Below are 16,368 nucleotides of genomic sequence, written 5' to 3'. Positions count from 1 at the left end.
CGCGTACGCCTAACTCTCGGTCTGCCGGCCGCCCAGGTGCCGGGCGAGGAAGCGCTCCAGCACCCGGTGGATGTCGATGAGGTTCTCCGGGTTCTGGATGCGGTGGCCCTCGTCGGGCTTGACCACATACTCGACTTCGACCCCGCGGGCCCGTACCGCCTCGACCATCAGGTCGGACTCCTCCTGCACCACGCGCACGTCGTTGGATCCCTGGACCACCATCAGTGGCGTACGGACCTGGTCCACCCGCGTGATCGGCGAGCGGGCCAGCATGTCGGCCTCCTCCTCCGGGATGGCGGGGTCGCCGACGTAGGTGAACCAGTTGTTGCCGATCTGGCCCTGGGCGAAGGGCGGCAGCGTGCGCATGAAGTTCGCCATGTTGGAGATGCCGCACACGTCGACGGACGCGGCGAAGACGTCCGGGGTGAAGGTGACGGCCACCAGCGCCGAGTAGCCGCCGTACGAGCCGCCGAAGATGCCGACGCGGTCCCGGTCGGCGTAGCCCTCCTTGACCGCCCAGTCGACGGCGTCGATGAGGTCGTCGTGCATCTTGCCCGCGAACTCGTGCAGCGAGGCGCGGGTGAAGGCCTTGCCGTAACCGGCGGAGCCGCGCATGTTCACCTGCAGCACGGCGTAGCCGCGGTTGGCGAGGTGCTGCACCCGCGGCTCGTAACCAGGCCCGTCCCGGAACCACGGGCCGCCGTGCACCACCAGCACCAGCGGCAGCCCGGCCGGCTCGACGCCGAGCGGCAGGGTCAGATACCCGTGCACCGTCAGCCCGTCGCGCGAGGTGAAGGAGACCGGCCGCTTCTCGGCCAGCGCGGCCGGGTCCAGGTGCGGGTACGGGCGGAACAGCTCGCGGCTCTCGCCGGTCTCGTGGTCGTAGTAGTACGTGACGCCGGGCACCGTGTCGTGGGTGAAGCTGACCACCCAGCGGCGCTCCGTCTTGTCCGACGACACGAAGGCGAGGTCGCCGTCGGAGAGCGCGGACAGCCTCTCGTACACCTCGGCGAAGTGCGGGTCGAGCGGATGGATGACCTGCCGGGCCCCCAGATAGCGGACGGCGAGGAGCTCGCCGGTGCGCGCGCTGTGGATGAGGGGCTGGGGGAACATCGAGTTGACGCTGCCGCGGGCGTCGATCTCGTACGCGGGATGGCTGTCGACGGCCGTCTCCGCGCCCGTCTCGGCGTCGAGCCGGACCAGGCGGAAGAGGTCGCTGTTGCGGTTCGAGCCGACCCAGAGGCCGGTGCCGTCCGGGGTGACGGTGGTCGGGGTGAGTCCCATGGGCAGGTCGCTGCCGTCGTACGCGATGATCTGCCGGGTGCTGCCGGTGGCCGGGTCCCAGGCGTGGATCTCATGGCTGCCCCGCGTGACCACCGTCGCGAAGAGCTCGCCGCCGCGGCCGCAGTGCCAGCCGTCGACATGGCCCGGATTCTCGGCCATCACGGTGCCCTCGCCGGTCGCGATGTCGATGCGGTGCACGTCGAACTGGTCGATGCGGCGCTGGTTCAGCACCGCGACGAGGGTGCCGGGCAGGCCGGCGGGCTGCCAGAAGTCCAGCGTACGGACCTGGGGGCCCGGGGTGAGGTCGACCGCGGGGGCGTCCGGGTGCTCCAGGTCGACGCGCAGGACGTGCCAGTTCTCGTCGCCGTCGCCGTCCTGGGTGTACAGCAGCCAGCGCGGGTCATCGGTCCAGTGGTAGCTGTGCACGTCGCGGTGGTGGTCGTGCGTGACGCACACCGCGTCCTCGGTGTCGAGGCCGCGGATCCAGACGTTCAGCCGGCCCTTTTCGGGCGCCAGGTACGCGATCTTCGTGCCGTCCGGCGAGATGGACCCGCCGGTGGCGGCCGGGCTTGTGAAGAAGTCCGCGATCGGGATGAGGGGGGCGACGGTCGTCATGGCTTTCCCTTCCGCAGCAGGTCGGCGACGATGTCCGGCAGATAGGCCTGCTGAACGCTCAAGTGGCCGTGGTCCGCGATGACATGCAGGTCGGCGCCCGGGATGGCGCGCGCCAGCCAGACCGAGTGCTCGTAGCTGACCATCAGGTCGAGCTTTCCGGTCCATACGGTGACGGGGACGGTGATCGCGCCGAGGTCGTAGCCCCACGGGGTGACCAGCGCCAGGTCGTCCTCCAGCCAGCCCTCGATGCCGGTCGAGACCGCCTTCTTGAGGCTCGCCATGAAGATCTCGCCGAACTCGGTGGTGCACAGCTCCTGGTCGACCGGCGGCAGCGCGCCCCGGTACTGGTCGACGAAGTCGGCGGCGGTGATGTCGCCCCACTTGGCCACGGTCTTCACCAGCCAGGGCTCGACCGCGGCCCGGCCCTGCTCGGCGAGCTTCCACTCCTCGACGTTCTCCGGGCCCATGCCCGCGTAGTAGTCGAGACCCGCCGCGTCGATGGGCGCCGGGCTGACGATCGCGGCGGCGGCCCGGCAGCGGTCGGGGAGCAGGGCGGCGCAGCCGAGGACGTTGCCGCCGCCGCCCGAGGCGCCCATGGAGAGGAAGGTGTCGACGCCGAGGTGGTCCAGCACCTGGGCGATGTCGTCGGCGATGTCGGCCATCACCCGGCCGGGGCGGGGTGAGCTCTTGCCGTAACCAGGCCGGGCGGCCATGACATAGCGCAACCCGTGAGCATCGCAGACGTCCGCGAAGGGCTTTCTGGGCACCAGGCCGCCGGGGGTGCCGGAGTGGTTGAGCAGCGTGCCGGCGGTGCCGGTGCCGTAGGTGAGGATTTCGGTCTGCCGGCCGTCGGGCTGCGGCACGAGGTCGTACGTCCAGCCGTCAGCCATGCCGCACCGCCGGCTGCGCCTTGGCCGGGCGGGCGCGGTCGAGCATGCGCAGATACGACTCGCCGCAGATCAGGTCGATCTCGTCCGGGGTCAGCCCGCGCTTCGCGAGGCCGTCGGCGAGGGCGCCGAGATGCCCGGCGTCCTCGATGCCGTCGGGCCCGAATTCGTACAGCTCGCGGGCCCGGCCCTTGATGCCGTGGGCGCCCTCCGGGTCGACCATGTCGAGGATCGGCACCAGCATCTCCACCGGGGACTCACAGTAGTCGGCGCCGATGCTCATGTGCTCGGGGCCGACGAGGTCGTACAGGTGGATGGCGTGGTCGAGGAGGTCGGAGAGCGTGGCCTTCATGGGGTCGGGTGAGACATAGCCGCGGAAGGTGTTGAGGCCGATCACGCCATTGCGTTCGGCGACCGCCTTGATCTGGTCGTCGGTGAGGTTGCGCGGGTGCGGGCAGAGGGCGTCGGCGTTGGAGTGGGAGACGAAGAGGTCGCCGTCGTAGAGGTCGAGGGCGTCCCAGAAGGACGCGCGGGACATGTGCACCAGGTCGACCATCAGGGAGGTGTGTTCCAACTCCTTGAGGGTCTGCTTGCCGAGGTGGCTGAAGCCGCCTTCGCCGAAGCGCTCGTTGCTGCCGGTGCAGAGCAGGTTCTGCAGGTTGTGCGAGAACGTGAACGTGGTGACGCCGAGCTCGTCGAGGGTGTACAGCGCCTCCAGGTCGCCGGCGAGCTCGCCGTGGCCCTCCAGGGAGAGGAAGAGGCCGAAGGATCCCTCCGGGCGGTTGTCGAAGTCGGCGCGGGTCGTGCAGTAGGTGATCTCGCCTTCGGAGCGGGCGATCTCGGCGAAGTACATGCCGGCCGCGCGCCAGTTGGAGATCTGCACCACGGCGGCGTCCAGCTTTCCCGCCTTCCAGCGCGGGATGTACGTATCGCGCAGCACCTCGGCGCGATTGCCGGGCATCGCGTGGTGCGCCATGACGTCGTAGATGACGCCGCCGACGTAGCTGTTAATCATCGCTGCCCCCGGCCGGGGTCGAGTCGGCGACGAATGCGGCGATGGCGGCGGAGAAGGCCTGGCGGCTCTCCTGCCAGGCGTAGAACATGTGGCCGCCGCCGAAGTGGCGCACGGTGAGGCGGTCGGCGACGCTCTCGTCGAGCCGCATCAGGTTCCGCATGCGGTCGCTCGTGTAGTAAGGCGTCATCATGTCGTACCAGCCGTGGGTGATGAACGCCCTGGTGTGCGGGCTCATCGCCATGCCGTAGCGGAAGTCGTCGACGGCGCCGGGGCAGCCCTGGAGGTAGAGCTGGGCCTCGTCGTTCTTCCAGTTCATGATGACGTCGGTGGCCAGGAGCTTGTACTCGCGGTGGGTGTCGAGGCCGATCTCCGTCCGCAGGTGCCGGTTGACCGCCGCCGTGTACACGGAGTAGATCGCGGTCAGCGTCGGGTCGGCGCCCTCGTACGGGTCCCGGTCGGGGAAGGGGTCGGGCGCCTTGATCGTCCCGTCGTACGCGCCGACGACCGTGCCCTCGTCGCGCAGCAGCTCCTTCTTGAACCGGTGGACGCGGACGCGGCCTTCGGCCCGCCGGACCAGCTGCGGGTCGAGCCCGGTGAGGTCCGCGTACCGGTTGATCACCCGGTCGCGTTCGTCGGCCGGCATGGCGGCGCCGCGGGTCAGGAAGGTGGCGTAGTCGCCGGTGGCAAACTCCTCGGCGGCGCTCAGGACGTCTTCGAGCGGGTCCTCGGCTTTGAAGGCGCGCGAGCGGCCATGGTGCGCGGCGGTGGCGGCCATGGTCGGCAGGATGTCGATCCAGGGCTCGACGGCGTAGTCGCCCCAGCCCATCGCGGTGGCGAGGAAGGCGGGTTCGAGCGCGGGCGAGATGAGGATGACGCCGTTCAGGCCGACGCCGGGCTGCTCCTGCAGCATGCGGGTCAGCCGCCCGGCCCGGTAGCCGCCGTAGCTCTCACCCGCGACGAACAGCGGCGCGCCCCAGCGGCGGTGCTGCGACAGCCAGCCGCTGATGAACTCGCACATCGCCTCCAGGTCGCGGACCGTGCCGAAGTACTGGTGCGGGTCGTGCCCTGCGTCATCCTTCTGCTTGTCCGTACCGTCCTTGGCCCCGTTCTTGGCGTCCTCCGGCTCGATGACCCGGCTGAAGCCGGTGCCGACGGGGTCGATGAGCACGATGTCGGTGAAGGCCAGCCAGGAGTCCTCGTTGTGCTCCAGCTGCGGCGGCAGCTTCGGTATGGTGCCGTCCGCCGGGAAGCGGACCCGCTGCGGCCCGACGACCCCGAGGTGCAGATACGCGGAGCCCGCGCCGGGCCCGCCGTTGAAGACGAAGGTCACCGGCCGGTCGGGCGCGGCGTCCTGGGCGAGGTAGGCGACCGAGAAGACCTCGGCGGTGGGCTTCTCCTTTTTTCGGAGCACGAACCAGTCGGCGGTCGCCGTGTAGGTGATGTCGTTCCACGTCCCGGTGGTCGAGGCACCGCGCGGCGGCTCGTAGTCGGCCTTGGTCTTCTGTGCGTCGTCGCTCACGTGACGGTCTCTCCTTCGCTCGGGGTTCGGCAGTTGTCCTGCTCAGCCCAGCAGCTCGGCCAGCGCCTCGGGGTCCGCCGGGATGTCGGCGATGCGGTACGGGGGCGGGGTGGCGCCCAGCAGATGGCGTACGAAATAGTCCCAGCGGCGGCGCAGCCAGTACGCCTGGTTCCAGAGCATCGTGTGGTCGGCGTTGGGGACGATGAGCAGGTCGAAGTCCTTGTTCTCCTTGATCAGGGCCTCGGCCAGGCGCATCGTCAGATGCGGGGTGACATTGTCGTCCATCTCGCCGTGGGCGAGGAGCAGCTTGCCCTTGAGGTTGGCGGCGAGGGCGGCGTTGGCGTGCGGCCCGTAGTCGAACTCCGCCGCGAGGCCGTAGTACTTCTCGCCCCACCACGAGTGGTACGTGCCGTCGTCGTGGTCGCCCGCCGAGGACACCGCGACCTTGAAGAAGCCGGGCTCCCGCAGGATCGCGCGGGTCGAGGCGTAGCCGCCGCCGGAGTGGCCGAAGATGCCGACCCGGTCGAGGTCCATCCAGGGGCGGGTGGCGGCGAGTTGTCTGATGGCCGCGACGTGGTCGTCCAGGTAGTCGCCGTCGCCGAAGAGCCGGGCGTGGTCCTGGAAGGCCTTGCTGCGCAGCGGGGTGCCGCGGTGCTCGACCACCACGTGCACAAAGCCGAGCGCGGCGAACACCATGCCGTTCCGCTCCCCGGCCATGACGCCCCGGGCGAGCGGGAAGCGGTGCTGCAGCGGGCCGAGCTGCGGGCCCGGGTAGATCTCGTCGACCACGGGATACGTGGCCGCCGGGTCGAAGTCGTGCGGCCGGTAGAGGGAGCAGTAGAGGTCGGTGACGCCGTCGGCCGACTTGACCACGATCCGCTCGGCGGGCGTGAACCCGGCTTCGTACAGACCGGCGGGGTCGGCCTCCTCCAGCTCCATTACGACGGCGCCGGTCGCGTCGCGGAGCACGGACACGGCAGGGACGTCGACCCGCGACATGACGTCCACGAAGTACCTCCCCGACTCCGACGGCAGCGCGTCGTGGTCGAGCCCGTCGCTGGTGATCACGGTGATCTCGCCGCCGTCGAGCGACACCGAGCACAGCTGCTGCAGATAGATATCGGCGTCGGGCTCGCGCCCGCCCGCCGTGAAGACGACGCGCCGCGACTCCTCGTCCACGGCGACGAGCTTGCGCACCTGCCAGTCCCCCGAGGTGAGCGCGGTGACCGTGCCGTCCGTCGCGTAGCGGTAGAGGTGACCCCAGCCGCTGCGCTCCGACCACCACAGCACCTCGCCCGAGTCCAGGACCCGGACGTTACGGTCCATGAAGTGCGGGCCGCACTGGACGGTCGTCCCGCTGGTCTCCTCCACGAGCACCGCGACCTCGCCGGTCCCGGCGTCCAGCTCGTACAGCCGGACCGTCCGCTCGCCGCGGTCGCCCGCCAGCCAGTACGCCCTGGTCCCGGCGTCGTTCCACCAGCAGTGGCCGAGCTGGATCGCCGACACGTACGGCATCAGGACCGGCTCGCACTTCGCCTGCGTCGCATCGCCCGTGGCCGCGTCGAAGACCATGAACTCGGCGGTGGCGAGGTGCTCGTCGCCGACCATCGAGTAGCGGTACGTCATCGGCCGCGGGCGGCCGCCGTCCGGCGGCGCGGCGCGGACCAGGTGCATCAGCTCGCAGTCGCGCTGGTCGAGGCGGTGGGTGAGGAAGCGGGAAGAGTCGGGTGACCAGACGATCAGCGGGGGTGCGGTGAAGCCGAGGTTCTCCTGCATGACCTTGTTGGCGCAGGAGTCGGCCTGGGCGGCGTAGCCGTGGGCTTCGGCGCCGTCGGCGGTGAGCTGCCGTTCCTCGCCGCTGTCGAGGTCGCGGAGGTAGAGGTTGTACGCGCGCAGGCCCACGGCCCAGCGGCCGTCGGGCGAGCGCTTCTCGCCGTCGGGCGCGGTGCCGAGGACAGTGGCGGTGTACGTGTCCAGGGAGACCTCTATCCGCTGCTTCTCCACGTCCACCCGGATCGCGTCGTCGGTGAAGTCGATGGCGTAGAGCGGCAGATCGGCAGCGTCCAGCTCCTTCTCGACCACGCCGTTCAGCGCCTCGGCCAGCCGCACGCGGTCGAATGCCGGCCGCCTGGTGCCGGACTCCGCGTCGACCAGCACGAACTCCACTCCGGCCGCGGTGCGGTTGCGATACCAGAAGGTCTCGGTGTCCTTGATCCAGTTCGGGCGGACATGCGGCGAATGGATCAGCTTCTTGAGGTTGTGCGGCAGCAGCGACTCGGCCGTGGCATAGCGGGCCTGCAGATCGGATGTCATGGATCGGCTCTCCCGGTCAGGCGAGGACGAAGTCGGGGGCGGGGAATTCGGCGAGCCGGTAGTCCGGCGGCTGCTCGCCCATCAGGTGCCGTACGAAGTAGTCCCAGCGGCGCCGCTGCCAGTAGGCGGCGTGCGGAGTGATGTGGTGCGGGGCGTTCGGGAGGATCAGCAGGTCGAAGTCCTTGTTGGCCTGGATGAGCGCGTCGGCGAGCCGCATCGTGTTGTGCGGTACGGCGTTGTCGTCCATCTCGCCGTGGACCAGCAGCAGCTTGCCTTTGAGGTTGTCCGCGAGGGCGACATTCGCCTGCCGGTCGAAGTCGAACTCGCCGGTCAGGCCGAAGTACTTCTCGCCCCACCAGGCGTGGTTGACGCGGTTGTCGTGGTTGCCGCCGGAGGAGACCGCGACCTTGTAGAAGTCGGGCGCCTGCAGCATGGCGCGGGTGGAGGCGTAGCCGCCGGCCGAGTGGCCGTAGATTCCGACCCGGTCCAGGTCCAGCCACGGCCGGGTCGCGGCGAGCTGCCGCAGAGCGGCCACGTGGTCGTCCACGAAGGGGGCGTCGCCGGAGTGGCGGACGGCGTCCTGGAAGTCCTTCGAGCGCAGCGCGCTGCCGTGCCCGTCGACCACGACCACCGCGAAGCCGAGCGCCGCGAACTCCGCGGCATGCCCGAACATCGCCCCGGTGAGCGGCCCGCCGGAGAGCGGGAAACGCAGCGGCGCACAGGAGACCTGCGGGCCGGGATAGATCTCCTCGACCACCGGGTACGTACGGTCGGGGTCGAAGTCGTGCGGCCGGTAAACGGCGCAGTACAGGTCGGTCTCGCCGTCCGCGGCCTTCACCACCACCCGCTCGGGCGGCGTCCAGCCGGCCGCGCGCAGCGCCGTGGCGTCGGCCCGCTCCAGCTCCATGACGACGCCGCCGGAGCTGTCGCGCAGCACCGAGACCGCCGGGATGTCCCAGCGGGAGGCGACGTCCACGAAGTACCGGCCCGAGGGCGACGGCTGCGCGTGGTGGTCGAGCCCGTCGCTCGTGATCGCGGTGACCTCGCCGCCGTCGAGGGACACCGAGCACAGCTGCTGCAAATACGGGTCGGAGCCCGGCTCGCGCCCGCCCGCGGTGAACACCACCCGGCGGGCCGCCTCATCGACCGTAACGATGTGCCGGACCGTCCACTCACCCGAGGTCAGCGCGGTAACCGTACCGTCGGCGGCATAGCGGTAGAGGTGCCCCCAGCCGCTGCGCTGCGACCACCACAGCACCTCGCCGCTCGCCAGCACCCGCACATTGCGGTCCATCTGCTGCGGGCCGAGGAGGAGCTGCGAGTCGCTCCGCTCCTCGGCGAGCACGGTCACCTCGCCGGTGTCCGGGTCGAGCGCGTGCAGGGCCACATGGTGGTCGCCGCGGTCGCCGGACAGCCAGTACACCCGCGACTGGCCGGCGCTCCACCACACCCAGCCGTACGCGATCGGGGGCACGAGCGATGCGGCGACCGGCTCGCAGCGCGCCTGCACGGACTTTCCGGTGGCGGCGTCGAAGACGAAGTATTCGGCGGTGGCGATGTGTTCGTCGCCCGGAACCGCGTAGCGGTACGTCATCGGCCGCGGCCGGCCGCCGTCCGGCGGCGCCGAGCGGACCAGGTGCATCAGCTCCAGCTTGCGCTGGTCGAGGCGGTGGGTGACGAAGCGGGTGGAGTCCGGCGACCACTCGACCAGCGGTGGCGCGGCGAGGCCCAGGTTCTCCAGCATCACCCGGCCCGCCGCCGCGTCGGTCATCCCGCCGTAGTCGTACGCCTCGATGCCGTCGGTGGTCAGGCGGCGCTCCGCGCCCGTGGTGGTGTCCCGGATCCAGAGGTCGTGCGCGCGCAGCGAGACCGCCCACCGGCCGTCGGGAGACGCCGCCTCGTCCGGTCGGGACCGGTCCTGCCACTCGTGCTCCAGCGCCGGTCGCTTTGTGCCTGCCTGCGCGTCGACGAGCACGTGCTCGTGCCGGTCGCCGGACTCGTTGCGGTACCAGAAGGTGTCGGTGTCGTCGATCCAGTTGGCCGCGACGCGCGGGGTGGCGATCAGCTTCTTGAGGTTATGCGGGAGCAGCGACTCGGCCGTGGCGTAGCGGGCGTGCAGGTCGGACGTCATGACAGGCGACTCCCAGCGGTCGGGGCGGGGGCGGCGAGCCAGTCGCCGTCGGAGCGCGGCACGGAGCGCAGGAGTTCGCCGGTGTAGGCGTGCTCCGGGTGGTCGAGGACGGCTTCCGTCGGTCCGGATTCGACGACCCGGCCGCCGTTCATCACGTACAGGAACTCCGATGCCTGCCGGACGATCGACAGGTCGTGGGTGATGAAGAGGTAGCTGATGCCGCGGTCGGTGCGCAGCTGCTCCAGCAGGTTGAGGATCTGTGCCTGCACGGACATGTCCAGGGCGGACACCGGCTCGTCGCAGATCAGCAGCCGGGGGCCGGCGGCCAGCGCGCGGGCGATGGCGATGCGCTGCCGTTCGCCGCCGGAGAGGGCGGCGGGGCGGCGGGCGGCGTAGTCGCGGGGCAGGCCGACGGACGCCAGCAGCTCGCCGACCTGGCGGGCCACGTCCCCGTCGCCATGGGAGTGCGTGGTGATGGCTTCCTTCAGCGTCCAGCCGATGGCGCGCATCGGGTTGAGGCTGGAGTACGGGTCCTGGAACACCGTCTGCACGGTCTTGCGCAGCTTGCGCCGGTCGCGGTCGCTGAGCTTGCGCCAGCTCCGTACCGAGATGCCGTCGATGCGGATGTCGCCGCCGGACGGCGTCTCCAGCCCGACCAGCATGCGGGCGAGGGTGGTCTTCCCCGACCCCGACTCCCCCACGATGCCGACGCTCTCCCCGTCCCGTACGGACAGCGAGACGTCGTCGACCGCGCGGACGGTGCGGCTGCCGCTGGTGAAGACCTTCTCGACGTGCTCGACCTCGATCAGCGCGGGGCCGCCGCGGCCGTCCGGCAGCGGCGGCGCCGGCTCGTCGGCCTTGGCGCGGACCGCGGCCATCTCGGTACGGATCTGCGGGAGCCGCACGCAGCGGGACTCGTGGCCGTCCGCGACGACCTCCAGCTTCGGGAGGCCGTCGCGGCACTCCGGGGCCGCCCACTGACATCGGTTCGCGAACGGACAGCAGTCCTGCACCTCGCCCGCCGCGGGCACCGAGCCGGGGATGGCGACCAGGCCGCGCACCCGCCGGTCGGCGGGCGGCTCGGACAGCAGCAGGCCCTGGGTGTACGGGTGCAGCGGCTCGCTCTGCACATCGGCCGCGGCCGCCGCCTCGACCAGCGAACCGGCGTACAGGACATGGATGCGGTCGCAGGTGGCGAAGGCGACGCGCAGGTCGTGGGTGATGAGGATCAGGCTCATGCCGCGGGCCCGCTGGATCCGCTTGATGAGCGCGAGGACCTCCCGCTGGGTGACCACGTCGAGCGCGGTCGACGGCTCGTCCGCGATCAGCACCTTTGGGTCGCGGGCCAGTGCGGCGGCGATGGCGACGCGCTGGCGCATGCCGCCGGACAGCTGGAACGGATACCGGTCGGCCACTGAAGGGTCGCCGATGCCGACCTCGGCGAGCCGGCGGACGGCCTCCGCCCGCTTCTCCGCGCGGCTCAGCCGTCGGCCCGGGGCGAGGGATTCGACCAGGATGGTGCCGATCCGCATCACCGGATTGAGCATGGTGAAGGGGTCCTGCATGACGGTGCCGATCTCGCTGCCGCGGATCGTCCGCCACTCCTTCTCGGAGAGTTCGAGGAGGTTGCGGCCGCCGTACTCGGCGACTCCGCTCGCGACCACGCCGGCCGGCAGCAGTCCGGTGAGCGCCTTGGCCGTCATCGACTTGCCGCTGCCGGACTCGCCGACGATGCCGAGGCTGTCGCCCGCGGCGAGGGTGAACTCGTTGGCGGCGACGATCGCCCCTTCGCCGCCGAGGCCCGCCCGCCCGATCTTCAGGCGGCTGACGCTGAGGACCGGGGCACCCGGCGGAGCCTGCTGCTCGGTGGAGGTGTTCAACGGGTGGCTCCTCGGCTCGAGATCTTTTCGAAGGTCCAGTCGCCGATCAGGTTCGTCGCGGTGGCGGCGATGACGATCGCGAGGCCGGGGGCGATGCTGGCCACCGGGTTGGCGAACAGCAGCGCCTGGTTCTCGGAGAGCATCTGGCCCCAGTCCGGGGTGCCGGGTGCGGCGCCGAGGCCCAGGAAGGACAGCCCGGACAGGGCGATCAGCGCGCCCGCGAAGAGCAGGAAGGTGTTGGCGAAGGCGGTCGCCGCGATGTTCGGCCAGATGTGGAAGAACATGATGCGGCGGTCCGCGACCCCGAGCGTCTTGGCGGCCTCGACGTACGGGCGCGGGATCTGCTCCAGGGTGGCGGCCCGTATGACGCGGGTGTCGAAGGGGATCGACAGCACGGCCATCAGCAGCACCGCCAGCCAGTAGCCGCCGCCGAGCGCGCCCGCGACCACGATGATGACGAGCAGCGCGGGCATGGCCACCATGAGGTCGACCCAGCGCATGATCACGAAGTCGGCGAGGCCGCCGCGGTAGCCGGAGAGCAAGCCGAGGAGGTTGCCGCACACCATCGTGACGAGGGCGATCAGCAGCGGGCCGACGATGGCGGAGCGGGCGCCCGCGATCACCCGCGAGAGGACGTCGCGGCCCAGCGCGTCGGTGCCCAGCCAGTGCTCGGCGCTGGGGCCCGCCGAGCCTGCCAGGGCGTTCTGCTCGCCCGGGTCGTGCGGTGTCAGCCACGGGCCGAACAGCACCATGAGGACGACGATGCCGAGGAGGACAAAGCAGACGGCGATGGGGACCGGCAGGCGCCGGCGCCGCTTCGCGGCCGGCGTTGCCGCGGAGACCGGACTATCTGCGGAGACAGCGGCCATCAGGTGCGCCCTTCGTAGCGGATCCGGGGATCGATCACCAGATACGTCAGATCGGCCAGCAGATTGGCCAGGACGATGACCGCGGCGATGAGGAGGGTGAGCCCCTGGATCATCGGCAGGTCGTTGTCCTGCGCGGAGCGCACCAGGAGTTCGCCGAGGCCGCCGAGCGAGAAGGTGGTCTCCACGAGTACGGCGCCGGTGACGAAGTACGACAGCAGCACGCCGCTGACGGTGATCACCGGGATGAGGGCGTTGCGCAGCAGGTAGCGCTGCAGCACCCGCCGCCACGCCAGCCCGCGCGCCCGCGCGAACGTCACGTAATCCTGGTCCAGTACGGCGATCATCGAGGCCCTGGTGTGCCGGAGCATGAAGGCCGCGATGGTCAGGGAGAGCGCGATCGCGGGCAGCGTCAGATGCCACAGCATGTCGATGAAGCCCGCGCCCTTCCCGGCCGCCGGGAACATGGGCATCAGCACGGCGAAGAGGTAGAGGAGCAGGATGCCCAGGACGAACGGCGGCGTGCTCAGCGTGACGACGGCCCCGGCCACCAGGCCGCGGTCCAGCGCCTTGCGCTGCTTCAGCGCCGCGACGATGCCGGGGATGACGCCGAACAGGATCGTCAGGAGATAGGCGTACGCGGCCAGGAAGGCCGAGGCCCCGAGGCGGGCGCTGATCTCGTCCGTGACCGGCAGGGTGGTCTTCACCGAGTCGCCGAAGTTGAGCGTCAGGGCGTCTCTGGCCCAGATCCAGTACTGGGTGAAGAACGGGTCGTTGAGGTGGTATTCCTCGCGGAGCTGCGCGACCAGCTCGGGCGAGCTCGACCGGCCGCCGAGCAGCGCGTCGACGGCGTCGCCGGGCGCGAGGTAGGTCAGCGAGAACACCCCGAAGGACAGCAGCACCAGCAGGACCGCCATCGCGCCCAGCCGCCTGGCGACGAAGATCAGGATGCCGTGCAGGTTCATTTGGCCACCACGTTCAGCGCCCAGGGCCCGTTCATCCAGTAGCTGTCGTACCCGGCGATGTCGTACTTCGCGGAGGCGTAGTGATTGCCCTCGGCGTACAGCGGCACGTACGGGACGTCCTTGCCGAGGCGCTTCAGCAGGTCGGTGTAGATCTGCAGCCGCTGCTTCGGCTCCTGGGTCTTCAGGCCGTCGGCGAGGAGCTTGTCGACCTCGGGCGGGGTGTAGTTGGCGATGTTCAGGCCGCCCTTGGCGGCGTTGGCCTTGCCCAGGAAGATCGAGTCCCAGCTCGGGTCGGGGGAACAGGCGCCGGTCTCGGACGAGGTCACCGGCCGGGTGTCGGGGCCGCCGGTGAGCCGGGCGGTGAACGCGGAGTCTGCAACGCTCTCCAGCTTGAGCTTGATGCCGATCTTCTTGAGCTGGTCGACGATGACCTCGCCGGTGGCGGCCGTCGAGGTGGCGATCACGTACGTGCCGCTGAATCCGTTCGGCACCTTGGACTTCTTCAGCTCCGCCTTCGCCTTGGCGATGGAGTGCTCGTAGACGGGGATGCTGTCGAGCGCCTTCCCGACCTCTTCCTTGCTGCCCAGCGGCCGCATCAGCTCAGGGGCGATGAGGGTGTTCAGCGGGGCGCCCGCCCGGCCCTGCGTGGAGGCGATGACGTCCTTGCGGTTGATGGCGTACGCGGCCGCCCTGCGCACATGCACGTCGTCCCACGGCTGCTTCGTGGTCGGCATGCTGAAGAAGGTCGTCGCGCAGGTTGCCACTGTGGTGACGATGTTCTTGCCCGCGGTGGAGTTGAAGGCCTTCGGCGAGCCGACGCCCGGGGACAGGTCGATCTCGCCGGAGCGCAGCGCGAGGGCCATGCTGTTGTCGTTGGCGTACGACTTGACCGAGATCTTGTCGATGGCGGGCTTGCCGCCCCAGTAGTGCGGGTTGGCCGAGAGCTCCACGCCGCTGGTCGGGTTGAGGCTGTCGAACTTCCACGGGCCGGTGGCCACCAGGAGGGTGCCGGGCTGGCCGAAGTCCTTCTCGTGCTCCTGGTGGAACTTCTTCTGGAAGATGACCGACCAGAACATCGCGGGCGTGTACTTGAAGGAGGCGTCCGGCTGGGTGAGGGTGACGCGGACGGTGCGCTTGTCCGGCGCTTCGATGTGGTCGACGTTGGCGTAGTAGTGGCTGCGCCGGCTGCCCTGGGTGCGGTAGTAATCCCAGGAGAACTTGACGTCGGCGGAGGTGAGCGGCTTGCCGTCGGAGAACTTGACGCCCTTGCGCAGGGTGTACTCGTAGACCTTGGCGCTGGTCTGCTTCCAGCTGGTGGCCAGCCAGGGTTCGAGCTTCCCGTCGGGGCCGACCCGGAGCAGCGACTCCAGGCCAAGGGTGTTGGTGTAAAGGCCGGAGCCGATGCCCTTCTTGGGGTTCAGGGTGGGCACCTGGCCGAGGATGCCGACCTTGAGCAGCGGGATCCGCTGGTCCGAGACGGACTTGCCGGGGCCCACGGTCCGCTCCTTCACCGCGGCGCCCGCCTTGCCCGTGCCGGCGCCCGGTGAGTTGTCGGTGCAGGCCGCCGCCCCCAGGGCCACGGCACCGGCCACCGCCAGCGCCATCGGGCGCGACAACCGCCGCCTTGCTGGGCCGTTCACATCGGACTTCATGATGACTCCGGTTTCGTTGTGTTCCGGTAAGTCAGTCGAGCGCCAATGGCATGGGCCAGTATCATTGGGCCAACTTCCGGCCGTCAAGGGCCTAGTTGGAGGTATCTAAGTTACCCATTAATGATCTACTTGCCTGGGTCAAAGCAGATAGGTTGAAGGTCTCGGCGTACCATAGGCCGAACTGCGGAGCCGCGTTCGTAGAGGGAGAGCCGAGCCTTGGTCGACAACCTTCAGGTGAGCCGTCACTCGGACGTGCCCATCTTCCGTCAGATCGTCACCCAGCTGACATTCATGATCGAGTCGGGCGACCTCGAGCCCGGGCAGACCCTCCCGAGCGCCCGGCTGTTGGCCGACAATCTCCACATCAACCGCAATACGGTCGCCCGCGCCTACGCCGACCTGAGCGAGCTCGGCCTGGTGGAGAGCCACGGCCGCAGCGGTACGAGGGTGGTCGGGCCCGGCCCGGCGCAGGACACCTCGCCGGCCCGCGACCAGGCCCGGGCGGTGCTGGAGCAGGCCGCCAGGGAGTGCATCGAGCTCGGCCTGTCGGCGGCGGAGATCCAGTCGCTGGTGATGGGCCTGGCCATGCGCGCGGAGGAGAACCTCCTCAAGGTCTCGTTCATCGAGTGCAATGACGATCGCGCCAAGTACTTCGCCAGCGAGCTCGGCGGCCACCTCGGGCTGAAGGTCAAGCCGCTGGTCCTCGGCGCGTTCGTGCCCGAGGAGGAGCAGGCCGACCTCGTCCTCACCACGTTCTTCCACCTGGCGGAGGTGCGCGGCCTGTTCCGCAAGCTCAAGTCCGAGGTGGTCGCGATCGTCGTGGCGCCGCACGTACAGACCCTCGTGCAGATCGCCTCCGTGTCGAAGAAGCGCAAGGTCGGCATCTGGTACCGCACCGACGACCAGGCCCAGCTCGTCCAGGACTCGCTCACCCAGGCGGGCCTCAGCAACATAACGATCCTGCACGGCACCGAGGACGACGACCTGAAGGGCACCGAACTCGTCGTCATCCCGAGCGAGATGCCCGAGCTCAAGGCGAGCCTGGAGGACCGGGTCAAGGTGCTCGAGTTCGGGAACGTGCTGGACGCCGCGTCCATCCGCATGGTCGCCGAGGTGGTCAGCGACATGCAGGCCGCCAAGCGCGGCGGCGCGCAGGAGCCCGCATCCTGAGACGCGCTGGGCAAGGGTGCCGCCGCGTGTGACAATCCCTGCCATGCAGCAGCAGCTGATTATTAGCCGCC

Annotated in this window: 11 protein-coding genes; 1 reads left to right on the top strand and 10 read right to left on the bottom strand. The window is 70.0% G+C overall.

Going from position 1 to position 16,368, the window contains the following annotated elements:
* Nucleotides 1-9: 9 nt before the first annotated feature.
* The 10 genes from ACNNMR_RS41715 to ACNNMR_RS41670 are packed head-to-tail and all read right to left on the bottom strand — an operon-like array spanning nucleotide 10 to nucleotide 15,127.
* Nucleotides 10-1,899 carry a S9 family peptidase gene (locus tag ACNNMR_RS41715; RefSeq protein ID WP_419999963.1) on the bottom strand — a complete coding sequence of 630 codons (1,890 nt, stop codon included), beginning with the start codon at nucleotides 1,897-1,899 and terminating at the stop codon, nucleotides 10-12.
* Nucleotides 1,896-2,789 (bottom strand): alpha/beta fold hydrolase, encoded by an 894-nt coding sequence (locus ACNNMR_RS41710; protein ID WP_419999962.1) that lies wholly within the window; start codon nucleotides 2,787-2,789, stop codon nucleotides 1,896-1,898. Before ACNNMR_RS41710 ends, ACNNMR_RS41715 begins: the two co-directional genes overlap by 4 nt.
* Nucleotides 2,782-3,801, bottom strand: coding sequence for a dipeptidase (locus ACNNMR_RS41705; protein ID WP_419999961.1), 1,020 nt, complete (start codon nucleotides 3,799-3,801; stop codon nucleotides 2,782-2,784). The genes ACNNMR_RS41710 and ACNNMR_RS41705 overlap by 8 nt, the downstream gene beginning before the upstream one ends.
* The gene (locus tag ACNNMR_RS41700) at nucleotides 3,794-5,320 is read right to left on the bottom strand and encodes a S10 family peptidase (protein ID WP_419999960.1); all 1,527 of its coding nucleotides are present in this window, start codon (nucleotides 5,318-5,320) and stop codon (nucleotides 3,794-3,796) included. The genes ACNNMR_RS41705 and ACNNMR_RS41700 overlap by 8 nt, the downstream gene beginning before the upstream one ends.
* 42 nt (nucleotides 5,321-5,362) lie before the next feature.
* The gene (locus ACNNMR_RS41695; protein ID WP_419999959.1) at nucleotides 5,363-7,633 is read right to left on the bottom strand and encodes a DPP IV N-terminal domain-containing protein; all 2,271 of its coding nucleotides are present in this window, start codon (nucleotides 7,631-7,633) and stop codon (nucleotides 5,363-5,365) included.
* A gap of 16 nt (nucleotides 7,634-7,649) precedes the next feature.
* A complete protein-coding gene (locus ACNNMR_RS41690) occupies nucleotides 7,650-9,764 on the bottom strand; it encodes a DPP IV N-terminal domain-containing protein (protein WP_419999958.1) in 2,115 nt (704 codons plus the stop codon).
* Nucleotides 9,761-11,644 carry a dipeptide ABC transporter ATP-binding protein gene (locus ACNNMR_RS41685; protein ID WP_419999957.1) on the bottom strand — a complete coding sequence of 628 codons (1,884 nt, stop codon included), beginning with the start codon at nucleotides 11,642-11,644 and terminating at the stop codon, nucleotides 9,761-9,763. The genes ACNNMR_RS41690 and ACNNMR_RS41685 overlap by 4 nt, the downstream gene beginning before the upstream one ends.
* The gene (locus tag ACNNMR_RS41680; protein WP_419999956.1) at nucleotides 11,641-12,513 is read right to left on the bottom strand and encodes an ABC transporter permease; all 873 of its coding nucleotides are present in this window, start codon (nucleotides 12,511-12,513) and stop codon (nucleotides 11,641-11,643) included. Before ACNNMR_RS41680 ends, ACNNMR_RS41685 begins: the two co-directional genes overlap by 4 nt.
* The gene (locus ACNNMR_RS41675; protein WP_419999955.1) at nucleotides 12,513-13,475 is read right to left on the bottom strand and encodes an ABC transporter permease; all 963 of its coding nucleotides are present in this window, start codon (nucleotides 13,473-13,475) and stop codon (nucleotides 12,513-12,515) included. Before ACNNMR_RS41675 ends, ACNNMR_RS41680 begins: the two co-directional genes overlap by 1 nt.
* Nucleotides 13,472-15,127, bottom strand: coding sequence for an ABC transporter substrate-binding protein (locus tag ACNNMR_RS41670; RefSeq protein WP_419999954.1), 1,656 nt, complete (start codon nucleotides 15,125-15,127; stop codon nucleotides 13,472-13,474). The genes ACNNMR_RS41675 and ACNNMR_RS41670 overlap by 4 nt, the downstream gene beginning before the upstream one ends.
* A gap of 216 nt (nucleotides 15,128-15,343) precedes the next feature.
* Between ACNNMR_RS41670 and ACNNMR_RS41665 the strand changes: the two genes are divergently transcribed.
* Nucleotides 15,344-16,297 carry a GntR family transcriptional regulator gene (locus ACNNMR_RS41665; protein WP_419999953.1) on the top strand — a complete coding sequence of 318 codons (954 nt, stop codon included), beginning with the start codon at nucleotides 15,344-15,346 and terminating at the stop codon, nucleotides 16,295-16,297.
* Nucleotides 16,298-16,368 lie beyond the last annotated feature (71 nt).

It is taken from the genome of Streptomyces boninensis, from assembly GCF_048572725.1.
Classification (GTDB): Bacteria; Actinomycetota; Actinomycetes; order Streptomycetales; family Streptomycetaceae; genus Streptomyces; species Streptomyces boninensis.
This window is presented reverse-complemented; position numbering and strand designations above follow the sequence as displayed.